Origin of the sequence: Mycolicibacterium gilvum, assembly GCF_900454025.1 — a bacterium.
GTDB classification, from domain to species: Bacteria; Actinomycetota; Actinomycetes; order Mycobacteriales; family Mycobacteriaceae; genus Mycobacterium; species Mycobacterium gilvum.
This window is the reverse complement of sequence record NZ_UGQM01000001.1, coordinates 3,866,825-3,891,794: the sequence shown is the minus strand read 5'-3', so window position 1 is coordinate 3,891,794 and position 24,970 is coordinate 3,866,825. Positions and strand designations below refer to the sequence as shown.

25 protein-coding genes are annotated in these 24,970 nt (G+C 67.9%); 12 read left to right on the top strand and 13 right to left on the bottom strand.

The window, feature by feature from the left end:
- The first annotated feature begins 22 nt into the window (after nucleotides 1-22).
- Together DYE23_RS18160 and DYE23_RS18155 are read left to right on the top strand one after the other, a co-directional pair.
- Entirely contained in the window at nucleotides 23-709 is a 687-nt protein-coding gene (locus DYE23_RS18160) for an AzlC family ABC transporter permease (protein ID WP_115327832.1), read from the top strand.
- Nucleotides 702-1,028, top strand: a complete 327-nt coding sequence (locus tag DYE23_RS18155; protein ID WP_011893631.1) for a branched-chain amino acid transport AzlD family protein — start codon at nucleotides 702-704, stop codon at nucleotides 1,026-1,028. The genes DYE23_RS18160 and DYE23_RS18155 overlap by 8 nt, the downstream gene beginning before the upstream one ends.
- Here DYE23_RS18155 and DYE23_RS18150 read toward each other — a convergent pair.
- Nucleotides 998-1,642 carry a TetR/AcrR family transcriptional regulator gene (locus tag DYE23_RS18150; protein ID WP_013471388.1) on the bottom strand — a complete coding sequence of 215 codons (645 nt, stop codon included), beginning with the start codon at nucleotides 1,640-1,642 and terminating at the stop codon, nucleotides 998-1,000. The genes DYE23_RS18155 and DYE23_RS18150 overlap by 31 nt on opposite strands.
- A gap of 70 nt (nucleotides 1,643-1,712) precedes the next feature.
- Here DYE23_RS18150 and DYE23_RS18145 point away from each other — a divergent pair, with 70 nt between their 5' ends.
- A complete protein-coding gene (locus DYE23_RS18145) occupies nucleotides 1,713-2,741 on the top strand; it encodes a Rieske 2Fe-2S domain-containing protein (RefSeq protein ID WP_115329019.1) in 1,029 nt (342 codons plus the stop codon).
- A gap of 11 nt (nucleotides 2,742-2,752) precedes the next feature.
- A complete protein-coding gene (locus DYE23_RS18140; RefSeq protein WP_013471390.1) occupies nucleotides 2,753-3,826 on the top strand; it encodes an NAD(P)H-dependent amine dehydrogenase family protein in 1,074 nt (357 codons plus the stop codon).
- Here DYE23_RS18140 and DYE23_RS18135 read toward each other — a convergent pair.
- The 7 genes from DYE23_RS18135 to DYE23_RS18105 form a co-directional block, all read right to left on the bottom strand.
- The gene (locus DYE23_RS18135) at nucleotides 3,823-4,692 is read right to left on the bottom strand and encodes a hypothetical protein (protein ID WP_235660453.1); all 870 of its coding nucleotides are present in this window, start codon (nucleotides 4,690-4,692) and stop codon (nucleotides 3,823-3,825) included. The two genes, DYE23_RS18140 and DYE23_RS18135, sit on opposite strands and share 4 nt — an antisense overlap.
- 108 nt (nucleotides 4,693-4,800) lie before the next feature.
- Nucleotides 4,801-6,468, bottom strand: a complete 1,668-nt coding sequence (locus DYE23_RS18130; protein WP_172527807.1) for a DUF222 domain-containing protein — start codon at nucleotides 6,466-6,468, stop codon at nucleotides 4,801-4,803.
- Nucleotides 6,469-6,594: 126 nt separating this feature from the next.
- A complete protein-coding gene (locus DYE23_RS18125) occupies nucleotides 6,595-7,335 on the bottom strand; it encodes an SDR family NAD(P)-dependent oxidoreductase (protein WP_115327829.1) in 741 nt (246 codons plus the stop codon).
- Between the two features lie 31 nt (nucleotides 7,336-7,366).
- Nucleotides 7,367-8,965: a dipeptide ABC transporter ATP-binding protein gene (locus tag DYE23_RS18120; protein WP_115327828.1), complete on the bottom strand. Its 1,599-nt coding sequence runs from the start codon at nucleotides 8,963-8,965 to the stop codon at nucleotides 7,367-7,369.
- Complete coding sequence (locus DYE23_RS18115; protein ID WP_011893639.1) at nucleotides 8,962-9,846, bottom strand: ABC transporter permease; 885 nt, start codon at nucleotides 9,844-9,846, stop codon at nucleotides 8,962-8,964. Before DYE23_RS18115 ends, DYE23_RS18120 begins: the two co-directional genes overlap by 4 nt.
- Nucleotides 9,843-10,793, bottom strand: a complete 951-nt coding sequence (locus DYE23_RS18110; RefSeq protein ID WP_013471395.1) for an ABC transporter permease — start codon at nucleotides 10,791-10,793, stop codon at nucleotides 9,843-9,845. Before DYE23_RS18110 ends, DYE23_RS18115 begins: the two co-directional genes overlap by 4 nt.
- 2 nt (nucleotides 10,794-10,795) lie before the next feature.
- On the bottom strand, nucleotides 10,796-12,343 hold the full coding sequence (locus DYE23_RS18105) for an ABC transporter substrate-binding protein (protein ID WP_011893641.1): 1,548 nt from the start codon (nucleotides 12,341-12,343) through the stop codon (nucleotides 10,796-10,798).
- A gap of 115 nt (nucleotides 12,344-12,458) precedes the next feature.
- On the opposite strand from DYE23_RS18105, the gene DYE23_RS18100 reads away from it, so the two are divergent.
- A complete protein-coding gene (locus tag DYE23_RS18100) occupies nucleotides 12,459-12,974 on the top strand; it encodes a hypothetical protein (protein ID WP_011893642.1) in 516 nt (171 codons plus the stop codon).
- A 78-nt stretch (nucleotides 12,975-13,052) separates the two neighbouring features.
- Entirely contained in the window at nucleotides 13,053-14,081 is a 1,029-nt protein-coding gene (locus tag DYE23_RS18095; RefSeq protein ID WP_372516273.1) for an NAD(P)H-dependent amine dehydrogenase family protein, read from the top strand.
- On the opposite strand, the gene DYE23_RS18090 is transcribed toward DYE23_RS18095, so the two are convergent.
- From DYE23_RS18090 to DYE23_RS18080, 3 genes are all read right to left on the bottom strand, one after another.
- A complete protein-coding gene (locus DYE23_RS18090; protein WP_172527930.1) occupies nucleotides 14,078-15,157 on the bottom strand; it encodes a class I SAM-dependent methyltransferase in 1,080 nt (359 codons plus the stop codon). The two genes, DYE23_RS18095 and DYE23_RS18090, sit on opposite strands and share 4 nt — an antisense overlap.
- Before the next feature lie 64 nt (nucleotides 15,158-15,221).
- Nucleotides 15,222-15,851, bottom strand: coding sequence for an MBL fold metallo-hydrolase (locus DYE23_RS18085; RefSeq protein ID WP_011893645.1), 630 nt, complete (start codon nucleotides 15,849-15,851; stop codon nucleotides 15,222-15,224).
- The gene (locus tag DYE23_RS18080) at nucleotides 15,848-16,942 is read right to left on the bottom strand and encodes an S-(hydroxymethyl)mycothiol dehydrogenase (RefSeq protein ID WP_115327826.1); all 1,095 of its coding nucleotides are present in this window, start codon (nucleotides 16,940-16,942) and stop codon (nucleotides 15,848-15,850) included. Before DYE23_RS18080 ends, DYE23_RS18085 begins: the two co-directional genes overlap by 4 nt.
- Nucleotides 16,943-16,976: 34 nt before the next feature.
- On the opposite strand from DYE23_RS18080, the gene DYE23_RS18075 reads away from it, so the two are divergent.
- The 4 genes from DYE23_RS18075 to DYE23_RS18060 all read left to right on the top strand — a co-directional run bounded on the left by DYE23_RS18075 (nucleotide 16,977) and on the right by DYE23_RS18060 (nucleotide 20,340).
- A complete protein-coding gene (locus DYE23_RS18075; RefSeq protein ID WP_115327825.1) occupies nucleotides 16,977-17,756 on the top strand; it encodes a dioxygenase family protein in 780 nt (259 codons plus the stop codon).
- 18 nt (nucleotides 17,757-17,774) lie between these two features.
- Nucleotides 17,775-18,857: a class I SAM-dependent methyltransferase gene (locus DYE23_RS18070; protein WP_013471399.1), complete on the top strand. Its 1,083-nt coding sequence runs from the start codon at nucleotides 17,775-17,777 to the stop codon at nucleotides 18,855-18,857.
- 15 nt (nucleotides 18,858-18,872) lie between these two features.
- Complete coding sequence (locus tag DYE23_RS18065; RefSeq protein ID WP_011893649.1) at nucleotides 18,873-19,697, top strand: serine hydrolase domain-containing protein; 825 nt, start codon at nucleotides 18,873-18,875, stop codon at nucleotides 19,695-19,697.
- Between the two features lie 130 nt (nucleotides 19,698-19,827).
- On the top strand, nucleotides 19,828-20,340 hold the full coding sequence (locus DYE23_RS18060) for a DUF3145 domain-containing protein (RefSeq protein ID WP_041800658.1): 513 nt from the start codon (nucleotides 19,828-19,830) through the stop codon (nucleotides 20,338-20,340).
- On the opposite strand, the gene DYE23_RS18055 is transcribed toward DYE23_RS18060, so the two are convergent.
- Both DYE23_RS18055 and DYE23_RS18050 read right to left on the bottom strand, forming a co-directional pair.
- Nucleotides 20,337-21,227, bottom strand: a complete 891-nt coding sequence (locus DYE23_RS18055; protein WP_011893651.1) for a diacylglycerol kinase — start codon at nucleotides 21,225-21,227, stop codon at nucleotides 20,337-20,339. The genes DYE23_RS18060 and DYE23_RS18055 overlap by 4 nt on opposite strands.
- Nucleotides 21,224-22,804 carry an FAD-binding oxidoreductase gene (locus DYE23_RS18050; protein ID WP_041788519.1) on the bottom strand — a complete coding sequence of 527 codons (1,581 nt, stop codon included), beginning with the start codon at nucleotides 22,802-22,804 and terminating at the stop codon, nucleotides 21,224-21,226. Before DYE23_RS18050 ends, DYE23_RS18055 begins: the two co-directional genes overlap by 4 nt.
- Before the next feature lie 20 nt (nucleotides 22,805-22,824).
- Here DYE23_RS18050 and DYE23_RS18045 point away from each other — a divergent pair, with 20 nt between their 5' ends.
- Nucleotides 22,825-23,400 (top strand): TetR/AcrR family transcriptional regulator, encoded by a 576-nt coding sequence (locus DYE23_RS18045; RefSeq protein ID WP_115327824.1) that lies wholly within the window; start codon nucleotides 22,825-22,827, stop codon nucleotides 23,398-23,400.
- Nucleotides 23,397-24,956 carry a glycerol-3-phosphate dehydrogenase/oxidase gene (locus DYE23_RS18040; RefSeq protein ID WP_115327823.1) on the top strand — a complete coding sequence of 520 codons (1,560 nt, stop codon included), beginning with the start codon at nucleotides 23,397-23,399 and terminating at the stop codon, nucleotides 24,954-24,956. The genes DYE23_RS18045 and DYE23_RS18040 overlap by 4 nt, the downstream gene beginning before the upstream one ends.
- The last annotated feature ends 14 nt before the right edge of the window (nucleotides 24,957-24,970 follow it).

Below are 24,970 nucleotides of genomic sequence, written 5' to 3'. Positions count from 1 at the left end.
CGAGGTTCCGGGAGGTGTTTCAGTGTCACCCCGAAAGCCGCCGCGCGTGGTCGCGATGTCGGCTCCGATCGGGCTCGCGTTCATTCCGCTCGGGATGGCGTTGGGGTTTCTGGTGGTGCACGCCGGTCTGGCGTGGTGGTGGGCCCCGGTGTTCGCTGCGGTGATCTATGCCGGCTCGCTGGAGTTCCTGATGGTGCATCTGGCCGCCACCGCGGCGCCGATCGCGACGGTCGCGCTGACGACGTTCGTGGTGAATTCGCGGCACGTGTTCTACGCGTTGTCGTTTCCTCTGGACCGGGTGCGCGGCCGGGCCGCGAAGGCCTACAGCACGTACACGCTGTCGGACGAGGCCTTTGCGGTGGGGGTGAGCCCGGCCGCGCAGACCTGGACCACCCGCCCGATCCTGCTGATGCAGTTGCTGTTCCATCTCCTGTGGGTCGCTGGTGCCACGCTGGGCGGCCTCGTCGGCGAAGCACTTCCGATCGAGCGTCTGGTGGGGCTCGACTTCGCGCTGACCGCGCTGTTCATCGTTCTCGGCATCGATGCGTTCCGGCAGCGGCCCGACCGGTGGACGGCGGCCATCGCGGCGATGTGTGGGATCGGCGCGTGGCTGGTGGTGCCGGGTCAGATCCTGGTGTGCGCCTTCGCCGCCTTCACCGCGGCGCTGATGGTTCGGATGTTGGTGCGGCGCAGGACAGAACGTGCCTGACAACGGCTACATCGCGGTGCTGGTCGCGGTCAGTGCCGCCGTGACGTGGACGCTGAGGGCCTTGCCGTTCGCGGTGCTGGCTCCACTGCGTCACAGCACGACCGTCAGGTATCTCAGCGTGCACATGCCGGTCGGGGTGATGGTGATCCTGACGGCCTACACGCTGGGCACGGTCGCGGGGGACACCTCGGCGCAGCTGCTGTGGCTCGTCCTCGCTGTGGCGGTGACGGCCGGCCTGCACCTGTGGCGCGGCCAGGCCATGCTCAGCATCCTGGCCGGCACGACGTGTTACGTGACGCTGATGTCGCTGTGGGGCTGAGCCGGGGACTGCAGATACGCGACGAGGGCATTGGTCAGTCCGCGGCGTGCGACGTCGAGGTCGGCGTAGGACCCGAGCTGACGTTCCGACACCAGGCCCCGCATCGCGCCGGGGATCAGCGTGGCGACCTCGCGCACCCGCTCCGGGTCGACGTCGATGCCGGCGAATGCGTTGTGGCAGATCTGCAGCCACGACTGGCCCCAGGAATGGAGCTCGGCGGCGGTCTGCGGATAGAGACGTTCGAGCTCGGCGTGGTCGCGGGGGAGGGCGGCGCGCAGATTCTCGATGGCGCGCGAATCAGGTTCTGCCAGACCGTGGTAGAGCGTATCGATGATGCTCGCGACGCGGGTGCGCAACGGTGCCGCGGTGTCGACCGCGGCGAACACGTCGGCCCGGCGTTCTGCGGTGCGGTGCAGGACGGCGGCCCAGAATCCGTCGGCGTCGCCGAACTGGTACTGCACGGCGCCCCAGGTGGCGCCGATGTCCTTGGCGATCCTGTTCGCCGAGACCGAGCCCGGGTCACCGGAGGCCAGGGAGGTCAGCGCGGCCTTCAGCATGTTCTCGCGCGTCGTCTGACCGCGCCGGTTGGTGCGCCGCGCCACTGCCTCGGTCATCAGACGAGGGTACCGAAAGTTTCGTAGAACCCACTATGTTTCTTTCATTGACTGTTCTATGCTTCCCGGCATGGCCCCACCGCCGCTGTCGATGAAGCCGACTGGCTGGTTCCAGGTCGCCTGGTCTGACGAGATCGCGATCGGCGACGTGCACACCATGAAGTACTTCGGTCAGGAGATGGTCGCGTGGCGCGCCGGATCCGGACAGCTGACCGTGATGAACGCCTACTGCGAACACCTCGGCGCCCACCTCGGTTTCGGCGGCAGCGTTCAGGGCGAGGTGCTGCAGTGCCCCTTTCACGGGTGGCAGTGGAATCAGCAGGGACGCAACGTGTGCATCCCGTACGAGGACCGTCCCAACCGCGGCCGTCGCATCAAGACCTATCCGGTGATCGAGCGCAACGAGTCGGTGTACATCTGGCACGACATCGAGAACCGTGAACCCTTCTTCGACGCTCCGGATGTGTTCGCCAGTTTCGGTGCGGATGCGACTGCCGACGACTACTACCCGCAGCAGCGCCTGTTCGAGCAGGGCCACGAGATGCACCCGCAGTACGTTCTCGAAAACGGCGTGGACTTCGCACATTTCAAGTATGTGCACGGCACACCGATCAACCCGATCTTCACCCGCCACGACTTCGACGACGCGATCTCCTACGTCGACTTCACGATCACGTTCGAAGGGGACGACGGCCAGAGCATCGACGACGTGCGAAGCGGTGTCGAGGCCATCAACGGCGGACTGGGCATCGCGGTGACCAAGAGCTGGGGGATGATCGACAACCGCACCATCTCGGCGATCACCCCGGTCGACGACTCCACGTCGGACGTGCGGTTCATGGTCTACATCGGCAGGCCCAAGGGCGAGGTGCGCAATCCGGAGCGTGCGCGCGTCAAAGCCGAGGAGTTCGGCGCCGAGGTCATCCGCCAGTTCCGCCAGGACATCCACATCTGGGCCCATCAGCGCTACTCAGACCCGCCGGCGCTGGCGAGCTCGGAACTCAAGGGGTTCACCGCGATCCGCGAGTGGGCCAAGAAGTTCTACCCCGACGGCCTGGGTGGCAGCGCCGCCGAGCTGGCCGCCCGAACCGCGAACTAGAGAGGCTTCCCATGACAGTCAAGGTGTTCCAGGTCGCGACCGGAAACGTCGGCACCGAGATGATCAAGCGCATCGCCGATCAGCCGGACCTCGAGCTGATCGGGGTGCACTGCTATTCGTCGGAGAAGGTCGGCAGGGATGTCGGTGAGCTCGCCGGGTTGGCGCCCAACGGGGTGAAGGCCACCGGCACGGTCGACGAGATCATCGCCGCGCGTCCCGACGTGGTGACGTTCCACGGGGTGTTCCCCGATGAGGATCTCTACGTCAGAGTGCTCGAGGCGGGCATCAACATCGTCACCACAGCGGACTGGATCACCGGCTGGCACCGCGACCGCAACCATCCGCACCACTCGGGAAAGCCTGTCACGCAGCTGCTCCAAGAAGCCTGTGAGAAGGGCGGTTCCACGTTCTACGGCACCGGTATGAATCCCGGGCTGAACCAGATCCTCGGGGTGGTCTGCTCAGCCGACGTCGCCGAGATCGAGAACATCACCACGATCGAGTCCGTCGACGTGTCGTGTCACCACTCCAAGGACACCTGGATCGAGGTCGGCTACGGCCAGCCGGTCGACGATCCGGAGATCCCCGGCAAGCTGGAGAAGTACACGCGGGTGTTCGCCGACAGCGTCTACATGATGGCCGACTGCTTCGACCTGACGCTGGATGAGGTGAAGTTCAGCTATGAGCTCGGTGCGTGCACGAAGGACGTCGACCTGGGCTGGTATCAGCTGCCGAAGGGATCGCTGGGCGGCAACTACATCAGGTATCAGGGCATGGTCGACGGTGTGCCGCGCGTCGAGACGCACCTGGAGTGGCAGATGACGCCGCACACCGATCCGAGCTGGGATATCAAGGGCTGCTACATCACTCAGATCAAGGGTGATCCGAACATCTACAACAAGCACATGATCTTCCCGAAGCCCGGCGTGGACCTGTCCGACCCCGCTAGTTTCGCCTCGATAGGGATGACGGTCACCGGTATGCCTGCGCTGGCGTCGATCACGTCGGTCGTGGCAGCCCGGCCGGGAATCATCACGTCGGCGGATCTGCCGCTGCGCGGCTTCGCCGGACGCTTCAAGCTCTAGTCGTCGTCTGAGTCCGAGTCTGAGTCTGAGTCCGAGTCCGAGGACACAGAACTGCCGGAATCGGGCTTCTTCGACGTTGGTGCAGAACCCGATTCGTCGTCATCTGTGCCTGGAGAATCCTTGGCCGCGGTGTCCGCATCCGTGGCATCGTCCGCAGTTGCCTCGTCGCTCTCTGCCTTTTCGCTCTCTGCCTTTTCCGCGTCAGGTTCGTCGGTGGGCTCGTCGTCGACTCTCGCGGCAGACGGCTTCCGGCTCTCCAGTCGTGGCTCGTCAGCGTCGATCTCGATGTCCGGCGCTTCGTCGGCAGGGGACAGTTCCATCGCGCGTGACTGTTCGGACTCGGGGACGTACGGGACCGGTACCACGAGATCGCGGCCGGGCTGCGGGGGTAACGGACGTCGCCATCCGGGTACGCGCTCGCTGGGGGGCCGGTTGGGCAGGGTCACGATAGGCGGCAGGCCCGGAATGTGGAGGTAGGCCTCGTCGGCGACGATCCAGACGGCGGCCAGGAAAACGTCGTTCGCGAATTCGCCGAGGTTCTTCACGAAACCCTCGCCGCGGAGGACGTCGGTGCCGTTGAAAACCGCACTCGCGATGATGCTTTCGCCGAAGTTGAAGCCGATGTAGAGCTGCTTGCCGAGGTAGCCGAGCTGATTGGCGGCCGGGGTGAAGGCGACCCGCACAGAGGTGCGGAAGTCGATGAAGGACTGGTCGATCTGATCCGGCGTCGCAGACGGCTCGAGAAGCAGCGACGACGCGGTCAGCTCGACCGGCGCGTATGCATGGGACGGTGGTGGCGCCGTCGCAGGGGCCTCCGCAGGTGTAGCCAGGACGATCCCTCCGGTGACGGCGGTTGCCGTGACCACAGCGCTGACGCGTAGGTTAAAAACCATGATTATGCCCCATTGTTGGGTGTTTCCTGTGAAGGCACGGTAGCACCGCTTTCGATGTGACGAAAGGGCGATTCGAGTTTGCTAGCGGTACTCTGGTGTTCCAGGATGGCCGTGCTTCGGCTTTCGGCGTTCGTCGTCGATGCGTTGCCGACGGGCCACCGCCCGGGTGATCGGCCGTTTGGGCATGGTCAGCCCTGCGGTGTGTTTTGGCGGCGGGGTCCGGGTCACGTCGAATTCGGCGGTGGGTCCGCAGAGTTCGGGAAAGAGCAGCCTGCTTCCCGGGTAGGTGGTGGCGGTGTTGCCGTCCGGGTCGCGCCAGACGATGGTCCCGTCCGGAAATTGCACGTTGGACCATCCGGGCCAGAACGTCTTGAGCAGATGGTGTTCCCGGCACAGGCAAGCCAGGTTCGAGGCACACGTCGGCCCGTAGGGGTACGGGATGGTGTGGTCGATGTCGGTGAGGGTAGATGGCCTTGTGCAGCCCGGGAATCGGCAGGTTTGATCGCGGCAGCGCACAAAATCGGCGAGTTTGCGTGATGGCCGGTATCGCGGTTCGGGTGGCGCCTGGCCGGGGTGGATGAGCGTCGTGATCGTCGCGTGCATCGCCGCCTGCGCGGCGACCGGTGCCGGGATCACCGCCCCTCCGAGGATGGTCGCGGGGCCGACGGCGCAGAACTCACCCTGGCCGTCCTTGAGTGCGCCGATCAGTCCTGTCAGCGTGTAGCTGTACCAGGGGCGGGGGAGCAGCGGCGGATTCTTGCCGACCAGCGCCCGGCGCTGCGCGATGAGGTCCCGTGGTGGCTCGGGCTCGGGTTTAGGGTCGGAGTCGTCGGTCTTGGGGTCGAGGTCGGATGGCTCCGCATCGTCGGGGTCGCCCGTCGGCTCCCCGTCGCGCGGACCTTCCGAATCCGTCGGCCCCGCACCGCTGTCCACGTCCAGGCCCAAGGCCTCTCGACGCGCGACGACGTGGATGACGACTCCGCCGGCGGCGGGCTTGGCCGCGGCGTCACAATCGTCGTTTTCGCACAGGCAGGGGAGGCGGTCCCAGCCGAAGCTCATCGCGCCGACCGCTGCGGCACGGCGCTGGTCCAGGTCGCGGGGATCACGGGCGCACACCGTGCGCGCCAGCGCATCGAGTCTCTGATCAAACGCTTCGCCGTCGGTGGCGGTCACGGTCGCTGTCAAGTAGGCGTTGCCTGTGGCGTTGTCAGACGCCACTTCCACGTAGTTGCCGCGATTGCCGGACTCGCTTCGCCGCACCGCATCGGGGTCATGGAGTAAGACCAGGGCCTCGATGTCGCTCTGGGTTTGGTCCTTTGATCTGGCGCCCCAGGTGCGCAGCATGTCGGCAAGTTCGGAATCCAACGCGCGCAGCGCTTCTGCGTCTTTGACCAGCATGGTCCGCGTGCAGATCAGGTGGACCAGGCGGTAGGCGATGAGACCTTCGGCGAAGACTGCGGCGACCTTGGGCAGTCGCTCGCGCAGCGTAACCGCGTCCATGAGCAGCCCGCTGACCACGCCGCTGGTGACGGCGTGCGCTGCGCCGATCTGTGCGCACACCGCACTCCAGTTGTCGCAGCGCCACTGCTCGCGGTTGTCCGATCCGGCCGACGCGTAGGCGGCGGCCAACATGTCCGCCATGTGTCCCAGCCGCGCCGAACAGGCGGCGTTCTCCAGCCGAGCGCACGCCCGGACCCCGTCCCCTGGGGTGCGCACGTTCGCGACGGCGGCGAGAAAACTGTCGAACACCCTTTCGAATCTAATCGTGTCGACGCCCGGGTGCACGGGCCATTTTTGCGGCTGGGGACAGATCCGGAGTTGGGGATAAGTGGGCGGACATCCACGTAAGTGTCAGTGCCGCATGCTATTAGGGGGTCAGCCGGCGCCCTTGCCGTTGTCGACGCGATACACCGCGCCGTGAACCGCGGCGGCATCGTCGCTGGCGAGAAAGGCGATGGTCTTCGCGACGTCCTCGGTCGCCATGAATCCCCGCGGCGAGGCGATCCGCATGATCAGATCCCAGTCCGCGTTCTCCGGCGCCTCGAACTCCGTGGTCTGCGCCGTCGGCATGCCGCCCGGGCAGATCGCGTTGACGCGCAGCTTCTCCTTGGTGAACTCGATGGCCAGCGCGCGGGTCAGACCGACCAGCCCGTGCTTGGCCGCGCAGTAGCCCGCCGAGTAGACCTCGCCTTCGACGCCCGCGATCGACGCGACGTTGACGATGTTGCCGCCCGTCTCCAGCAGATGCGGCAACGCCGCCCGGCACAGGAAGAAGGGACCGTTCAGATTGACCGACAGGTCGGTCGCCCAGTCGTCGTCGGTCATCGAGACCGTGTGCCGCATCTTGTGGAAGCCGGCGATATTGGCCAGCACGTCGAGCCGCCCGAACTCGGCCGCGCATTCCGCGACGGCGCGGCGGCACTCGTCGGCGGATGTCACGTCGACGGAACGGAAACTGCCGCCCGGGACGTCGGCGAACACCTCTGCCATCCGGTCGGCGTCGCGTGCGATGCCGAACACCGTCGCGCCGCGCTCGGCGAACAGTTTCGCCGTCTCCGCTCCCAGACCTGCCGACGCACCGGTGACCATGGCGACCTTGCCACTCAATTGACCCATGCCGATGACCCTCTCACGGCCGTGGCGGGGTTCAGACGGCGGCGCGCGGTGTCCTCGGCGGCACGGCCGCCAGCAGGTCACGGGTGTACTGCTGCTCAGGGTGGGCGAAAAGGTCGTCGGCAGGCCTGTTCTCGACAACCTCACCGTCCCGCATGACGAGAACGTCGTGGCTGAGCTGCCGGATCACAGCGAGGTCGTGACCGATCAGCAGATAGGTCAGCGCGAGCTCCGACTGCAGGCGTGACAACAACTCCAGGACGCGGGCCTGCACCGAGACGTCCAGCGACGCCGTCGCCTCGTCCAGGATGAGCAGGTCCGGTTCGGCGGCCAGGGCGCGCGCGATGCTGACCCGCTGCCGCTGCCCGCCGGACAACTCGTGCGGGTAGCGCTGCGCGAATTCGGCCGGCAACCCGACGAGGTCGAGCAGTTCACCCACCCGGCGGTGCCGGGCGTCCTTCCCGTCGACCACCTTGTGCACCACCAACGGCTCGGCGATCGAGGTGTCCACCCGGGCACGGGGATTCAGCGATGCGAACGGATCCTGGAACACCAGCCCGATGCGGCGGCGCATGTCCCTGGCGGCGCGACCCTTCACCGAGAACACGTCGTCACCGGCCAGCGTCGCCGTGCCGGCATCGGGGGTCACCAGTCCGGTCAACGCGGCTGCGACGGTCGACTTCCCCGAACCGGATTCCCCGACCAGGCCCAGCGTGGTCCCGCGCCGGATCCGGAACGAGACGTCCTTGACGGCGTGCACCGTCGACCGGCCCACCGGTGACGACACCGCGAACGACACGTCCAGTCCGTCGACGTCGAGCAGCGTCTCGGCGTCGGTGACCGGGCCGGGTCCCGCGCGCTCGAGCACCGGGCGCGCGGCCAGCAGATCGCGGGTGTAGTCGTCGCGCGGGTCGTCGAACACGGCCATGATCGGGGCCTGCTCGACCGCGATCCCGTTGCGCATCACCGTGACGTCGTCGGCCACCTGACCGATGACGCCGAGATCGTGGCTGATCCACACCACCGCCGTGCCGAAGTCACGCTGCAGGGTGCGGACCAACTCGATGATCTGTGCCTGCGTCGTCACGTCGAGCGCTGTCGTCGGCTCGTCGGCGATCAGCAGTTCGGGGTCACACGCCAGGGCGATCGCGATCATCACCCGCTGCCGCTGTCCGCCCGAAAGCTGGTGGGGATAGGCGTGCAGACGCATCTGGGGCTCCGGCAGGCCAACGGCCTCCAGCAACTCCAGCGCCCGGTCGTTTGCGGCGCGCCGTGTCAGATTGCGGTGTGTCTCCAGCGATTCGGTGATCTGGCGTTCCAGGGTCAGCAGCGGGTTCAGCGACGTGCCGGGGTCCTGGAACACGAACCCGATGCGGGCGCCGTGCACGCTGCGGAGCACCTTGGGTGTGGCGCCGACCAGTTGGACCTCGCCACCGAGCGTGCTCACACCGGACACCCGGGCGCCGGGGGCATCGAGCAGCCCGGTGGCGGCGAGCACCGTCATCGTCTTTCCCGAGCCGGATTCCCCGACGATCCCGACGGTCTTCTCGCGTTCCACCGCGAACGAGACGGAGTCGACGATCGTGCGCGCACCGATGCGCACCGACAGATCCTGCACATTCAAGACGGTCATCGTTGGAGCCTGCGTGCCTCGATGGTGGTGCGCTGCTTGGGATCCAGCACGTCGCGCAACCCGTCGCCGAACAGGTTGAACGCGAGCACGATCAGGAAGATCGCGGCGCCCGGGAACACCGCCATCCACCACGCCATCGTCACGAAGCCCTGGGAATCGAAGATCATCCGGCCCAGTGACGGCTGCGGCGGCTGAATTCCCAGGCCCAGGAACGACAGTGCGGCCTCGGACAGGATCGCGAAAGCCAACGACAGGGACGTCTGCACGATCAGCGGACCGGCGATGTTGGGCAGGATGTGGCGGCGCAGGATGTAGAGATCTCCCGCGCCCATCGCGCGCGACACCGACACGTACGGTTCGGTGCGCACACCCAGGGTGCTCGCCCGCGCCACCCGCGCGAAGATCGGCGTGTAGACGATGCCGATCGCGAGGATGGTCGTGGTCACACCGGGTCCCAGGATCGCGACGACGGCGAGCGCGAGGAGCAGCACCGGGAACGCGAACATCACATCGACCACGCGCATCAACACGGTGTCGAGCCAGCCGCCGCGATATCCGGCGATCACCCCCACCGCGACACCGACGATGACGGCGAAGGCCACGCTGACCACCGCGATCCGCATCGAGGCCTGCGTCGCGACCAGGACCCGGGACAGCACGTCGCGGCCCAACTCATCGGTGCCGAACCAGTGCGAACCGCTCGGCGGCGCAAGGGCATTGGGGACGTCGACATCGTTGACGCCGTACGGGATGATCCAGTTCGCGGTGACCGCGACGACGGCGACGGCGATCAGCACGAGGGCGCTGATCAACGTGACCGGATTGAGCGCGAGCAGCCGCCACGACGACAGGCGGGTGGACTGCGGGTCGGTGGTCGTCATCCCAGCCTGATCCTCGGGTCCACGACGGCGTACAGCACGTCGACGAGCAGGTTGATCAGCAGGAAGAGTGCTGCGATCAACAGCACCGCACCTTGGATCAGCGGATAGTCGCGTGCGGCGACGGCGTTGAACACCAGGCGGCCCAACCCCGGCCACGCGAACACGACCTCGACGACGATCACGCCACCCAGCAGCGTGGCCAACTGGATCCCGGTGATCGTCAGGATCGGCACCAGCGCGTTGCGCACCGTGTGCCGGAACGTCACGACGCGCGGCGTCAGACCCTTGGATCGGGCGGTGCGCACGTAGCCCATGGAGGCGACCTCCAGGACCGCCGCTCGGACGTAGCGCGTCATGATGGCCGCGGCCACGACGGCAACGGTCAACGCGGGCAGGATGATGTGGCGTAACCATCCGGCGGGATCCTCGAACAGCGGCCGGTATCCGGAGGTCGGCAGCCAGCCCAGGACGGTGGAGAACAGCGCGATCAGCAGGATTCCCATCCAGAAATCGGGGATGGAGACGCCGAACTGACTGCTGATGCGTACCAGGGCGTCGCTGAGCCTGCCTTCCCGCAGCGCGGCGTAGATACCGGCGGGCAGCGCGATCGCCAGCGCGATCACGATGCCGGCCAGGCCCAGCGACAGGGTCGCCGGCAACCGTTCGAGCAGGGTGACCGTCACCGGGTCGCCGTTGCGGAAGCTGACGCCCAGATCGCCGGTCAGTGCCGAGCCGAGGTAGCCGAAGAACTGCGATACCAGGGGGCGGTCCAGACCGCTTGCCGCCCTGAGGGCTTCGTACGCCTCAGGGGTGTAGCGAGTGCCCAGCGCGATGCGCACCGGGTCGCCGGGCACCAGGTGTACGAGCGCGAAGACCACCACCAGGACACCGAACATCACCACCGCCGAGTACAGCAGGCGACGTGCGACGAACCGGAGGATGGGCACGATCAGACGTTCCCGTCCGAATCCAGGGAGGCGCTGCGGAAGCGGACCGCGCCGTCGCGGCGTGCCTCGTAGCCCGACAGCGCCGGGTTCCAGGCCTGGATCACCGACGGGTTGTACAGGTAGATGTAGCTGACCTCGTCGGCGATCAGGGTGGCCGCGCGTGCGTAGCCGGCCTTGCGTGTCTGCTCATCGGTCTCGACGCGCCCGGCGTCGAGGAGGCGGTCCACCTCGGGATTCGAGAACTTCTGTGCGTTGCTGGTGCCGTCGGTGTGGTGCTGGGCGTAGTAGAAGTCGTCGGGGTCGATGTTGCCCAACCACCCCATCATCAGCATGTCGAAGTTGCCCGAGTTCTGTTCGTCGAGCCAGGTCGCGAAGTCGACGGTGCGGATGTTCACCGTGATGCCCAGCGGGGCAAGGTTGTCCGCGACGATCTGGGCCGCGGTCACGGTTTCGGGATACTCGGTGGTGACGAGCATGTCGAGGTCGCCGGGCGTTGCGTTGGCCTGGCGCAACAGGTCCCGGGCGGTCTCGAGGCCCTCCTCGCCGTCCTCGCGGTACCTGTCATACGGCGTGAACCACGGATTGCCCTCGGGTATCGCGAGTTGGTTGGCCGCCGCGGTGCCGTAACTGGTGGCCTGCACGATCGCGTCGCGGTCGATCGCGTAGGCGATGGCCTGGCGCACCCGCACGTCGTTCCACGGTGCTCGCGCCTGGTTGAGCGCCAGGTACCAGTAGTCGTTGCTCGGCGTGACGGTCAGTTGCAACGACTCGTCGTCGCGCAGCTGCGAGACTCGTTGCGGTGGAACGGAGTCGGTCCAGTCGACCTCGCCGGCCTGCAGCGCCGACAGTGCCGTCGACGGCTCGGGGATGAACCGGAAGGTCACCCCGGCAACCCCCGGCGGACCGGCCCAGTAGTCCGGGTTGGCGCGCAGCGAGATCGAGTCGCCGCTCTTCTGGCCCAGGAAACTGAACGGCCCGGTGCCGACCGGGTGGGTGGCGATCCGTCCGCTCTCGACGTTGGCCCGCGACACGATGGCCATGCCCTTGAAGCCGCCGAGATTGGTCAACATGTTCGGGGTCGGACGGTCGACCCGGATGACCACTGTCGAGGGGTCCGGCGCCTCCACCGCCTGCACCGAGCTGAACTTGTCGGAGTTGGCGAGTTGCTCGTCGATGATGCGGCGGTAGGAGAACACCACGTCCTCGGCCGCCAGCGGCGTCCCGTCATGGAACGTCACCCCGGGTCGCAGACGGAAGGTCCAGGTCAGTTGGTCGGGGCTGACCTCCCACGACTCGGCCAGCGCCGGCTTCATCTGCAGATCCTGATCGGGCTCGACGAGCGTGTCGAAGACGTTCTCCAGGACCTCGAACGAGAAATAGGCCGTGGTCTTGTGAGGATCGAGCTGATCGGGTTCGCCCGCGATGGCCGCGATCAGCGCACCGCCGGCGCCGTCGCCGAGGTCCACGCGCTCGCCGGTGTTGCAGCCCGTCAACGACAGGACAAGAGCGCATACGGCGAGAACAGCGGCACCCACCGCTGTTCTCGCCATATGCCAACCACCCCGGACTCGAGCTTGCGGTCGGTCGTCTACCCCGTGACCCTCGGGCCGAAACCCGGCAGACAAACAGGTGACTTTGTCGACCCGCGGCTGAAATACTGCGGGCATGAATCTGCTGCGCGGTGTGGCCGCGGTCGCCGTCCTTGCCGGTGCGTCGGTCGCAACGGCCCTCCCCGCGGCAGCGGACACGCCGGTGATGCAGGGCGATTACACCTACGTCGACGAGGGGAGAACCGGTACGTGGACCATCTTCCCGACCTGCGTGCCCATCGTCGGTGATCTGCGCGAACCGCTGTACCTGCCGGTGGGCTGCACCCTGCATGTCACACCATCGGGAGGCGTGAGAGGCGGCGACGCGCGGCTGACCGGAGGGCTGTGGACCTACACCACGAACAACCGCGAAGGCCTTCAATGCCCCGACGGCAGTTGGGCGCCGACGACCGAGGACGTCAGTTTCAACGAGACCTCGGGGACGCGCAGGATCACCCATGCCGGAGCGTGTGGCCTGCAGCCGGGAATCATCGACGTGCCCTTCACCCTGTCCTTCAAGGCGCCACTGCCGATCCCTGTCGACCAGTATCCGTTGATCTGTGAACCCGGCGGGCTGCGACGCTGCTTCTAGGCGCGACGAAAGGCGTTGGCTGTGGTCGGATCTGACGTGAAACGTGTGGTCATCTGGGGGACGGGTTTCGTCGGCCGGATGGTGATCGCCGAAGTGGTCGGACACCCGCGCTTCGAGCTGGTCGGGGTCGGCGTGAGCAACCCGGACAAGGTGGGCCGCGACGTCGGCGACATCTGCGGGCTGGGCAGAGACCTCGGGCTGACCGCGACCGATGACGTCGACGCGCTCATCGACCTCAAACCCGACGCGCTGGTGCACTACGGACCCACCGCGGCACGGGCGGACGCCAACATCGAGCTGATCACCCGGTTCCTGCGGGCGGGCATCGACGTCTGCTCCACGGCGATGACACCGTGGATCTGGCCCACGATGCACCTGAATCCACCCAATTGGATCGAACCCGTCACGGTGGCATGTGAACTCGGCGAGTCATCGTGCTTCACCACCGGCATCGATCCGGGGTTCGCCAACGATCTCTTCCCGATGACGCTCATGGGGTTGTGCTCGGAGGTCCGCACGGTGCGCGCGTCGGAGCTGTTGGACTACACCAACTACGAAGGCGACTACGACCGCGAGATGGGCATCGGTAAACCACCCGAGTTCACGCCGATGCTGGAGAACCCGGACATCCTGGTGTTCGCGTGGGGCGCGACGGTTCCGATGATCGCGCACGCCGCGGGCATCATGCTCGACGAGATCACCACCACCTGGGACAAATGGGTCACCCCCGACGAGCGCAGGACGGCCAAGGGCGTCATCGCGCCCGGCAACGTCGCGGCGGTCCGGTTCACCATCAACGGGGTGTACCGCGGTGAAACCCGCATCCAGCTCGAGCACGTCAACCGGATCGGTCACGACGCCGCACCCGACTGGCCGTCGGGCACCGAGAGCGACGTCTACCGCGTCGACATCGAAGGCACGCCGAGCATCTTCCAGGAGACGGCATTCCGGTTCACCGACGGATCCGGACGCGACGCCGCCGCGGCCGGATGCCTGGCCACCGGGCTGCGGGCATTGAACGCGGTGCCCGCGGTCAACGACCTGTCGCCGGGATGGGTGACCGCGCTGGATCTGCCGCTGATCCCCGGAGTGGGCACCATCCGTTAGGTCTTCGGCCGCTTGTGCAGCACGACATGGGCGAGCGGGATCCGGGTCTGCCCCGGGGAGGCGGCCATCCGGTCGGCGATCCCCTTCTCCAGGACGTCGAAGAAATCCGCGGCACGCTGGGCCGGGCCGTCGAGCGCCTGCGCCAGCGCCGAGAACACCGACGAGCGCGCGAAACCGGCCCAGCGGGCGCCGAAAGCGTGCGCGTCCTGGTCGATTCGGTACCGGTCCCAGAACCGGTCGGACGCTTCGAAGATCTCCAGGTGCTCGATCTCCAGGCCTTCGAAGCGGCCCGACGGCGCGAACGGCGCCCGGAAGTCCGCGGCGCTGCGCGCCACCGTCGGGATGCACATGCGTCCCACCTCGTCGGCGGTCAGCACCCGGGCGCCGGCCATCTCCTCGAGCGTGTCGAGCATCGCGGTCATCATCGGTTCGAAGCCGCCCGCACCGTCCTCGCCGACGCCCTGGGTCATCACCACCAGACGTCCGCCGGGACACAGCTCACGACCGCGGAACGCGACGAACTCGTGCCAGTCGCGGGCGGCCTGCCTGCCGTAGGCGGTGCGCACGTCGGCATCGGAGGTGAAACTCACCTGCAGCTGGCCGTCGATACCGCACGGGGTCTGGGTCAGCCAGTCGATCGCCCACGCGCTCCAGCCCAGGTTCACACTGTTGGACGGGATGATCTGACGATAGAAGGAGCGCCCGACGGCGGAGACGTACGTCGCCCTGTCCTTGTGCAGATAGCTGTCCGGGTCGTTCTCCAGCGTGTCGAACAGCGCCGTGAAATCGTTGTCGGGTCGGTCGGTGTGGGCGACGAGCACCGAATGCTCGGGGCGGGTTCGGTTGCGCAGCACCGCAATAGCCGCACTGATCGGCAGCAGTGAGCCCAGCCCGTTGGCGGCGCCGTAGTCGGCGATCACGATGGGCTGAGGCGGCTTCGGCAGCGGCACCGCCGCGGCGGCCCGCTCGAACACCTCGATCGCCGGCACCAGGCCGGAGGCCTGCAGACGGGACGCGGCACTGTAGAACTGGCTACCGGCCGGTTCCGGACGCACGACGATGCTGGACTCAGCCATCATCAGTCAAACGGTAGTCCTCGCGCCGCGCGCGCGCCGTCGGAAGCGGCGTTTGGCCACGCGGCTAGTTGCCCCGCGCGACCCATTCGTCGTAGTGCACGATCTCGTCGCCCACCGTCGTCGAGTCACCGTGCCCGGTGTAGACCACCGTCTCGCCGGGCAACGTACCCAGGCGCCCGGAGATCGACTCCAGGATCGTCGGGAAGTCGGAGAACGACCGGCCGGTCGCACCGGGCCCGCCCTGGAACAGGGTGTCGCCACTGAACACCGCGTTCAACTCCGGCGCATGCCAGCACACCGAACCGGGGGAGTGTCCCGGCGTGTGCAGCGCGTGCAGTTCGGTGCCGGCGACCCGCAGCGTCTCGTTGTCGGCCACCGATCGGAAGTCGCTGTCGGGGTGCGTCATCCGCCACAGCACCTCATCGGCGGGATGGAGCAGGACCGGCGCGTCGAGCGCCTCTCCGAGCTGGGGTGCGACGGTCACGTGATCGTTGTGACCGTGGGTGCACACCACGGCGACGACGTGTCGGCCGCCCACCGCCTCGATGATCGGGTCCGCGGTGTGGGCCGCGTCGAAGACGATGACCTCCTTGTCGTCCCCGACGATCCAGATGTTGTTGTCGACATCCCAACTGCCGCCGTCGAGTTCGAACGTGCCGCTGGTGACCAGCCGCTGGATGGGTCCGCCGTTCACAGGACCACCACCGAGCGCAGGACTACATCGTCGCTGCCGGCGTGCATCTTGTGGAACGCGTCTTCGATCTGGTCGAGTCCGATGCGTTCGGAGACGAACTTGTCGAGCGGGAATCTGCCTTGCAGGTAGAGCGAGATGAGGGTGGGGAAGTCGCGCTCGGGGAGGCAGTCTCCGTACCAGGAGGATTTGAGTGATCCGCCGCGGGAGAAGAAGTCGATCAGCGGCATGTCGAGGGTCATGTCGGGGGTGGGGACGCCGACGAGGACGACGGTGCCGGCGAGGTCGCGGGCGTAGAAGGCCTGTTTCCAGGTCTCGGGGCGGCCGACGGCGTCGATGACGACGTCGGTGCCGAATCCGTCGGTGAGGTCCTGGATGGTCGCCACGGGGTCGAGGTCGCGGGCGTTGATGGTGTGGGTGGCGCCGAATTGGCGGGCCCAGTCCAGTTTCCGGTTGTCGGTGTCGACGGCGATGATCGTCTTGGCCCCGACCAGGGCGGCGCCGGCGATGGCGGCGTCGCCGACGCCGCCGCAGCCGATGACGGCGACGGTGTCGTCGCGGGTGATCCCGCCGGTGTTGATGGCTGCGCCGAGGCCGGCCATCACGCCGCAGCCGAGCAGGCCGGCGGCGGCGGGGTCAGCGGCGGGGTCGACTTTGGTGCATTGGCCTTCGTGGACGAGGGTTTTGTCGGCGAAGGCGCCGATGCCCAGGGCGGGGGTGAGTTCGGTGCCGTCGGTCAGTGTCATTTTCTGGGCGGCGTTGTGGGTGTCGAAACACAGGTGGGGGCGGCCGCGTTTGCAGGCGCGGCACTGTCCGCAGACCGCGCGCCAGTTGAGGATGACGAAGTCGCCGGGGGCGACGTTGGTGACGCCCTGGCCGACGGTTTCGACGATGCCGGCGGCTTCGTGGCCGAGCAGGAACGGGAACTCGTCGTTGATGCCGCCGTCGCGGTAGGTCAGGTCGGTGTGGCAGACCCCGCAGGCCTGGATGTCGACGACGACCTCGCCGGGCCCGGGGTCGGGAATCACGACATCGACCACCTCGACCGGCCGGCCCTTGGCCCGCGCAATCACACCACGCACTGTCTGAGTCATGCCTGAACCCTAATGGGTCGGGCACACTCGAGACATGTCTGACCGCCTGCCCGCGGTGTTCCTCTCCCACGGCGCGCCGCCTCTGGTCGACAGTGACGTCTGGGTGGCCGAACTCGAGGCGTGGGCGAGGGCATTGCCCACGCCCTCGGCCATCCTCGTCGTCTCCGCGCACTGGGAGGCCGCGCCGTTGACGATCGGGTCCACCGATGCGCGCACACCGTTGACCTACGACTTCTGGGGCTTCCCCGACCGCTTCTACGACGTGACCTACGCCGCGCCGGGCGCGGCCCGTCTGGCCGCCTACGTCGAGAGGTTGATGCGCGGCGCCGAACCCGTGCGCCACGATCCCGACCGCCGCCTCGATCACGGCGCCTACGTGCCGCTGACGGTGATGTACCCCGACGCCGATATCCCCGTTCTGCAGGTCTCGCTGCCGACCCTCGATCCGGAACGCCTGGTGTCCCTCGGCGAACGACTCCGGCCGCTGCGCGACGACGGCGTGCTCATCCTCGGGTCGGGCTTCACCACCCATGGGCTGCCCTTCCTGCACGACTGGACTCCCGACGCGGCGCCGCCGGGCTGGTCGGTCGACTTCGACGAGTGGGTGAGCGAGCGGATGGCGGCCGGGGATGTGGACGCGCTCATCGACTTTCGCGCCAAAGCACCCGGCATGCCGTACGCCCACCCGACCATCGAGCACTTCGCGCCGCTGTTCGTGGCACTGGGCGCGTCCGACGACCCCGGGCAGCGGCCCAACCAGGTGATCGACGGTTATTGGATGGGACTCGCTAAACGGTCGGTCGAACTGGTCTGACAGGCCTACCGTCGAGTGATGACCACACTCGCAGAAAACTCGGCTCCCTCCTCGGAGACCACCGAGGAGTTCGCGCAGCGCATCGTCGGCGCCCTCGACGCCGCGAGCCTCGCCCTCCTGGTGTCCATCGGGCATCAGACGCACCTCTTTGACACCATGGCGAACCTCCCGCCGTCGACGAGCACCCAGATCGCCGACGCGGCCGGTCTCAACGAGCGCTATGTCAGGGAGTGGCTCGGAGGAGTCGCCGCGGGCCGCATCGTCGACTACGACCCTGCGGCACAGACCTTTTCACTACCCGCCCACCGCGCCGCGGTGCTCACCAGGACTGCCGGCCCGGACAATCTCGCCCGTGTCACCCAGTTCATCCCGCTGCTCAGCGAGGTCGAACAGAAGGTGATCGCGTGCTTCCGCGACGGTGGCGGGCTGTCCTACGCCGAGTATCCGCGCTTCCACACGCTGATGGCCGAGGAGAGCGGCGAGGTGTTCGACGCCGCGCTCGTCGACGGGATTCTCCCGATGGCCGAGGGTCTCACCGACCGGTTGCGGCAGGGCGTCGATGTCGCCGATTTCGGTTGCGGCAGTGGGCACGCCGTCAACGTGATGGCGAAGGCCTTTCCGGCGAGCCGTTTCACCGGCATCGACTTCTCCGAGGAAGGGCTGGCGGCAGGTAGAGACGAGGCCCGGCGCCTCGGGTTGACCAACGCGTCGTTCAACGCCACGGACGTCGCCACCTACGACGCCGCCGAGTCCTTCGACGTGATCACGGCCTTCGACGCCATCCACGACCAGGCCCATCCCGCACGAGTGCTCGCCAACATCCATTCGGCGCTGCGGCCCGGCGGCACGTTCCTGATGGTCGACATCAAGTCCTCCAGCCGGCTGGAGAACAACATCGGGGTGCCGTTCGCGCCGTATCTGTACACGGTGTCGGCGATGCACTGCATGAGCGTGTCGCTGGGTCTGGACGGTGACGGGCTCGGGACGTGCTGGGGGCGTGAGGTCGCGACCACGATGCTCGCCGACGCCGGCTTCGGCGACGTGCAGGTCCGCGAGATCGAGTCCGACCCGATCAACTACTACTACATCGCGAGGAAGTGAATAAGCTCGGGCGCGATGAGCGCACTCGACGTCCTGAGCGACTGGCCGGTCCCCAACGTCGCTGCCGCGGTGGTCGGCGGCAAGGGCGTGCTGGCCGATCACGGTGACACCCGGCACCGGTTCCCGCTCGCCTCGGTGACCAAGCTGCTCGTCGCCCGCGCGGCGCAGATCGCCGTCGAGGAGGGCGCGGTCGAACTCGACTCGGCTGCGGGTCCGACCGGGTCGACGGTGCGGCATCTGCTCGCCCACACCGCCGGCTACGAGATGACCTCCTCGAAGGTGATCGCCCGGCCCGGGACGCGGCGGGTCTACTCCAACTACGGGTTCACCGTGCTGGCCGAGACGATCGAGTCGGAGTCGTTGATCCCGTTCCCCGACTACCTTGCCGAGTCGGTGTTCGCGCCGCTGAACCTGGGCGACACCGACCTCGATGGCGGGGCCGAGGCCGCCGGCTACGGCGTGACGTCCACGGTCGAGGATCTGGTCGCCTTCGCCGGCGACCTGCTGACGCCGGCGCTGGTGTCGCAGCAGATGCACGACGACGCGATCAGTGTGCAGTTCCCGGGGCTCGACGGGGTGCTGCCGGGCTTCGGTGTGCAACGTCCCAATGACTGGGGGCTGGGCTTCGAGATCCGGGACGGCAAATCGCCGCACTGGACCGGGGGCGGCAACTCGCCGGGGACGTTCGGCCATTTCGGCCAGTCGGGGACGTTTCTGTGGGTCGATCCCGGGGCGTCGGTGGCGCTCATCGTGCTGACCGACCGCACATTCGGTGACTGGGCGCATGCGGTGATGCCGGCCCTGTCTGATGAAGTCCTAAGAGAGTTCGGGGCGGACTAGCGCAACACGCGCCTCACGAGGCACAATAGACCCGCAAGCCACAATTTCATCGATAAACGCGCTCACCGTGCTTTTCGTTACCACCAGGTCGTTGGGGAAGACGTCCCTCGTGGAACCGAAGGAGCAGGAGATGCGTGCAGCGAACCAATTCGCCGACGCGACGACGGGCGTGGTGTACATCCACGCTTCGCCCGCGGCGGTGTGCCCGCATGTCGAGTGGGCGTTGTCGTCGACCCTCAATGCGAGGGCGAACCTGAAGTGGACTCCGCAACCGGCCATGCCCGGACAACTGCGCGCCGTCACCAACTGGGTCGGGCCCGTGGGCACCGGCGCCCAGCTGGCGAACGCGCTGCGCTCCTGGTCCGTGCTGCGCTTCGAGGTGACCGAGGACCCCAGCAGCGGAGTGGACGGCCACCGCTGGTGCCACACCCCTCAACTCGGGCTCTGGAGCGGCGCGATGAGCGCCAACGGCGACGTGATGGTCGGTGAGATGCGTCTGCGCGCGCTGATGGAGTCGGGTGCCGACATGCTGGCGGCCGAACTCGACTCGGTGCTGGGCACCCCGTGGGACGAGGCGCTGGAGGCCTACCGCGACGGCGGCGCGGGCGCCGAGGTCAGCTGGCTGAGCAGGGGCGTGGGCTAGGCAGGGCGGAGGATCTTCAGGGCCTTCGGCACCGCCGACACCTCGACCGGAAGCGGGCAGACGTACTCGCCGTCGGCGTAGGAGTTGATGCCGGGAGAGTCGACGGTGATGGTGCGTGCCCGCCGGGTGGACACCTCGTCGAGATTCACATGCGTGCCCTTGAACACCGTCGGAAAGAGCCGGATCAGCCGTGTCCGTGACGCCGAGGCGACCATCGTCACGTCGAGCAGGCCGTCCCGCGGGTCGGCGCCCGGGCAGATCTTCATGCCGCCGCCGTAGCTGCGGGTGTTGCCGAACGCGGCCAGCGTGAGCTGCGTGCTGATCTCGTCGCCGTCGAACGACAACCGGAACGGCAGCAGCCGCAGCTTCGAGATCTCGGCGACCATCGCGAGGTTGTAGCGCATCCGTCCGTGCGGCCACCGCATCCGGTTGGTCCGGTCGGTGACCAGGGAATCGAAGCCGGCGGCCATCACGGTGCCGAACCACCGCACGGTGCCGTCGGCCCCCGAGATACGGCCCAGATCCACGTGGTCGGAGACACCGTCGACGACGACGTCGGCGGCGGCCTCGGGATCCCCGGTGGGGATCCCGAACTCGCGGGCGTGGTCGTTTCCGGTGCCCGCCGGGATCACGCCCAGCGGTATGTCCGTCTGTGCCAGCACCTGCAGCGCCAACGAGATGATGCCGTCACCGCCGACCACGACGAGCGCGTCCATGTCGCGTTCCAGCGCGCCCTCGACGAGCTGACGGGCGTGGACGGCGTCGCGTCCCGCGATGGCGACGACGTCGACACCGCGCCGGTGCAGCCGGGTGATCGCCCGTTCGGCGGCGTGCGACGCGCTGCCGTGCCCGGACGCCGGATTCGTCAGGACCGTGACTCGTGTCACGGAATCAGCTTGCCCGGGTTCAGGATTCCGGCCGGGTCGAGTACGGACTTGACGGCCCTGAGCACGCTGACGCCGAGGCCACCGACCTCGTCGGTCATCCACGGGCGGTGGTCGGCGCCCACCGCGTGGTGGTGGGTGATGGTCGCCCCGGTGCGCACCATCGCGTCCGACGCCGCGGCCTTGGCCTTGCGCCACTGCTCGATCGGATTGCCACGCTGTGCGGCGACGACGGTGAAGTACAGCGAGGCGCCGGTCGGGTACACGTGCGAAATGTGGCACAACACCAGGGCCGGTGTCCCGGAATCCTCCAGAGAGCGGGTCAGCGCCTCGGTGACGGCGGCTTTGAGGGCCGCGACGTTGGACCAGTTGGTCGCGGTCTCCAGCGTCTCGCACAGCGCGCCCGCCGACAGCAGTGCATCACGCAGATACGGGGCGTTGAACCGCCCGTGCTCCCAGGCCTTCGCCGGGGCTTCGCCGAGTGATGTTCCGCCCTTGGCGGCCAACAGGTCTCGTGTCTCGGCGTGCCGGCTGGCGACGTGCGCCTCGGTGCCCTCGAACGCGGTGATCGCCAGGCAGCCGCCGGTGATCTTCTGTTCGCCGATGTTCTCGGTCGTGGCGAGATTGACACCGGTCTCGGCCTCGTCCGACAGCCGGATCACGGTGGGGCCGGTGCCCGTCTGGACGACGGCGCGCAGAGCGTCGGCTCCGGTCGCGAAATCGGGGAACGACCAGGCTTCATAGCGGGTGACCTCGGGCACCGGGTGTACCCGCACCCGCACGCGCGTGATGATGCCGAAGGCGCCTTCCGAGCCGATCAGCAATTGGCGCAGATCCGGTCCGGCGGCCGACTCCGGTGCCCTGCCCAGGTCGAGGACACCCGCCGGCGTCACGGCCCGCAGGCCCCGGACCATGTCGTTGAAGCGGCCGTAGCCGGCCGAGTCCTGGCCGGAGGACCGGGTGGCGGCGAAGCCGCCGATCGTCGCGAACAGGAAGCTCTGCGGATAGTGCCCCAGCGAGAAGCCGCGTTCGCCGAGCAGCCGCTCGGCCTCCGGTCCGGTCAGGCCCGCGCCCAGTTCCGCCTCCCACGACACGTCGTCGAGGGAGTGCAGTTCGTCGAGCCGACGCAGATCCAGCGAGACGACGGCCTTGAAGTCTCCACGCAGCGGGTCCACCCCGCCGACCACGCTGGTGCCACCGCCGAACGGGACGACGGCGATGCTGCGGTGCGCGCAATAGCGCAGCACCTCGGCGATCTCGTCCTCGCCACCCGGGAGCAGGACCGCGTCCGGCGCATCCTGGACGCCGAAGTCCCTGCGCCGCAACAGGTCCAGGGTGGATTTGCCGCCGGCACGCAGCAATCGGGCCCGGTCGTCGACCGTGACGTGCTCGGCGCCGATGATCGCGCTCAGTCCGTCGCGGTCGCCGGGGGACAGGGCGGACGGGCGCAACCGGACCTGATCGAGGGTCGGCTCGTCGAGCGGGGTGCCGTCGATCCCCAGGGCCTGGTGGAGCAGCGACCGGATCCCGGGCGAGAGCGGTTTGGCGGCATCGGGGTCGCCCCAGGCGTTCCACTGCATCATGCGTTACAGTATTACAGATGATGTCAATCCGTAACTCCGAACCGGTCGAGCAGCGCATCCTCGACGCGGCCGCGGAGTGCATCCGCGTCTACGGCGTCGAACGGACGACGGTGACCGAGATCGCGCGGCGGGCCGGGGTCAGCCGGCCCACCATCTACCGCCGCTGGCCCGACATCCGATGGGTGATCGCCGAGGTGCTCACCGTCCGGATCTCCGATGTCCTCGCGGCGGTCCCCGCGGCGGGTCCCGGCCGGGAAGAGCTCGTCGACCGCGTGGTCAGGATCGCCGAGCATCTGCGGCGCGACGAAATCGTGATGTCGGTGATCTTCAATGCCCCGACACTGGCGATGGTGTACATCACCGAACGCCTCGGCACGAGCCAGCAGTTGCTGATCGACACGCTGGCCGCCGCGATCGTGCAAGGTCAGGCCCACCGAAGTGTCCGGGCCGGCGACCCGCACCAGATGGGCGCGATGTGCCTGTTGATCGCACAGTCCACCATTCAGTCGGCACAGATGGTCGAGAAGTTCCTCGACCGCGACGCGCTCAACGCCGAGCTGGCCCACTCCCTGAACGGATACCTGAAACCATGAGTGGCTCAACATCTTTGAATGCCGCCCGGCGCACGGTCGACCTGACCCAGCTCGGTGACGGGGCGCCCGTCGACGTCGTCGTGATCGGCGGCGGCATCACGGGGGCGGGTATCGCGCTGGACGCGGCGTCGCGGGGCCTGGCCGTGGTGCTGGTCGAGAAGCACGATCTGGCGTTCGGGACCAGCCGGTGGAGTTCCAAGCTGGTCCACGGCGGGCTGCGCTACCTGGCCACCGGCAACGTCGGCATCGCCCGGCGCAGCGCGCTCGAGCGCGGGATACTGATGACCCGCAACGCACCGCATCTCGTCCATGCGATGCCGCAACTGGTGCCGCTGCTACCGTCGATGGGCGCCCCGTCGCGGGCGCTGGTGCGCTTCGGGTTCGCCGCGGGCGACGGTCTGCGCAAGCTCGCCGGGACGCCCGCGTCGGTCCTTCCCCGGTCCCGGCGCGTCGACGCACAGCGGGCGGTCGCGCTGGCGCCGACCGTGCGGCGCGACGGCCTCGACGGAGGGCTGCTCGCCTACGACGGCCAGCTGATCGACGACGCGCGACTCGTCACTGCGGTGGCGCGCACGGCCGCCCAGCACGGCGCGCGCATCCTGACCCGCGTCGCGGCCTCGGACGCGTCACGCACGGCGGTCTCCCTGACCGACACGCTGACCGGCGAGACGATCACGATCGCCGCCCGCGCCGTCGTCAACGCGACCGGGGTGTGGGCGGGGGAGATCGACGAGTCTCTGACATTGCGGCCCAGCCGCGGCACCCATCTGGTGTTCGACGCGGCGGCACTCGGTAATCCGACTGCGGCGCTGACGGTTCCGATACCCGGGGAGATCAACCGGTTCGTGTTCGCGATGCCCGAGCAGCTCGGCCGCGTCTATCTGGGCCTGACCGACGAGGATGCGCCCGGTCCGATCCCCGACGTCCCGGAGCCCACTCCCGCCGAGGTCACGTTCCTGCTCGACACCGTCAACACCGCCCTGGACACCGCGCTGCGTCACGAGGACGTCGTCGGGTCCTATGCCGGGCTGAGGCCGCTGATCGATACCGGCACCGGCCGGACCGCCGACGTGTCGCGGGAGCACGCGGTCACCGAGTCGCCGTCGGGTGTGATCAGCGTGATCGGCGGCAAGCTCACCGAATACCGCTACATGGCCGAGGACGTCGTCGATCGGGCTGTCGAGCTGCGCGGCCTGACCGCGGGCGTCTGCCGGACCCGGAACCTGCCGTTGGTCGGCGCGCCGTCGAATCCCGTTGCGACGCTGCGGTCCCCGGTCGAACTTCCGGGGTCACTGGTCGCACGCTTCGGGGCCGAGGCGCCGAACGTGATCGCGCGAGCGTCCTGCGCGCGGCCGACCGATCCGGTGGCAGAAGGAATCGACGTCGTCCGGGCCGAATTCGAGTACGCCGTCACCCATGAGGGTGCGTTGACCGTCGACGACATCCTCGACCGGCGCACCCGGATCGGCTTGGTTGCGCGCGACCGCGTCCGTGCGGAGTCAGTTGCCGACGAGATCCTCGCCGAAATTGCATTCCAGCAGGGGTTTTCCGAGTAGAAGCCTGCTGGAAT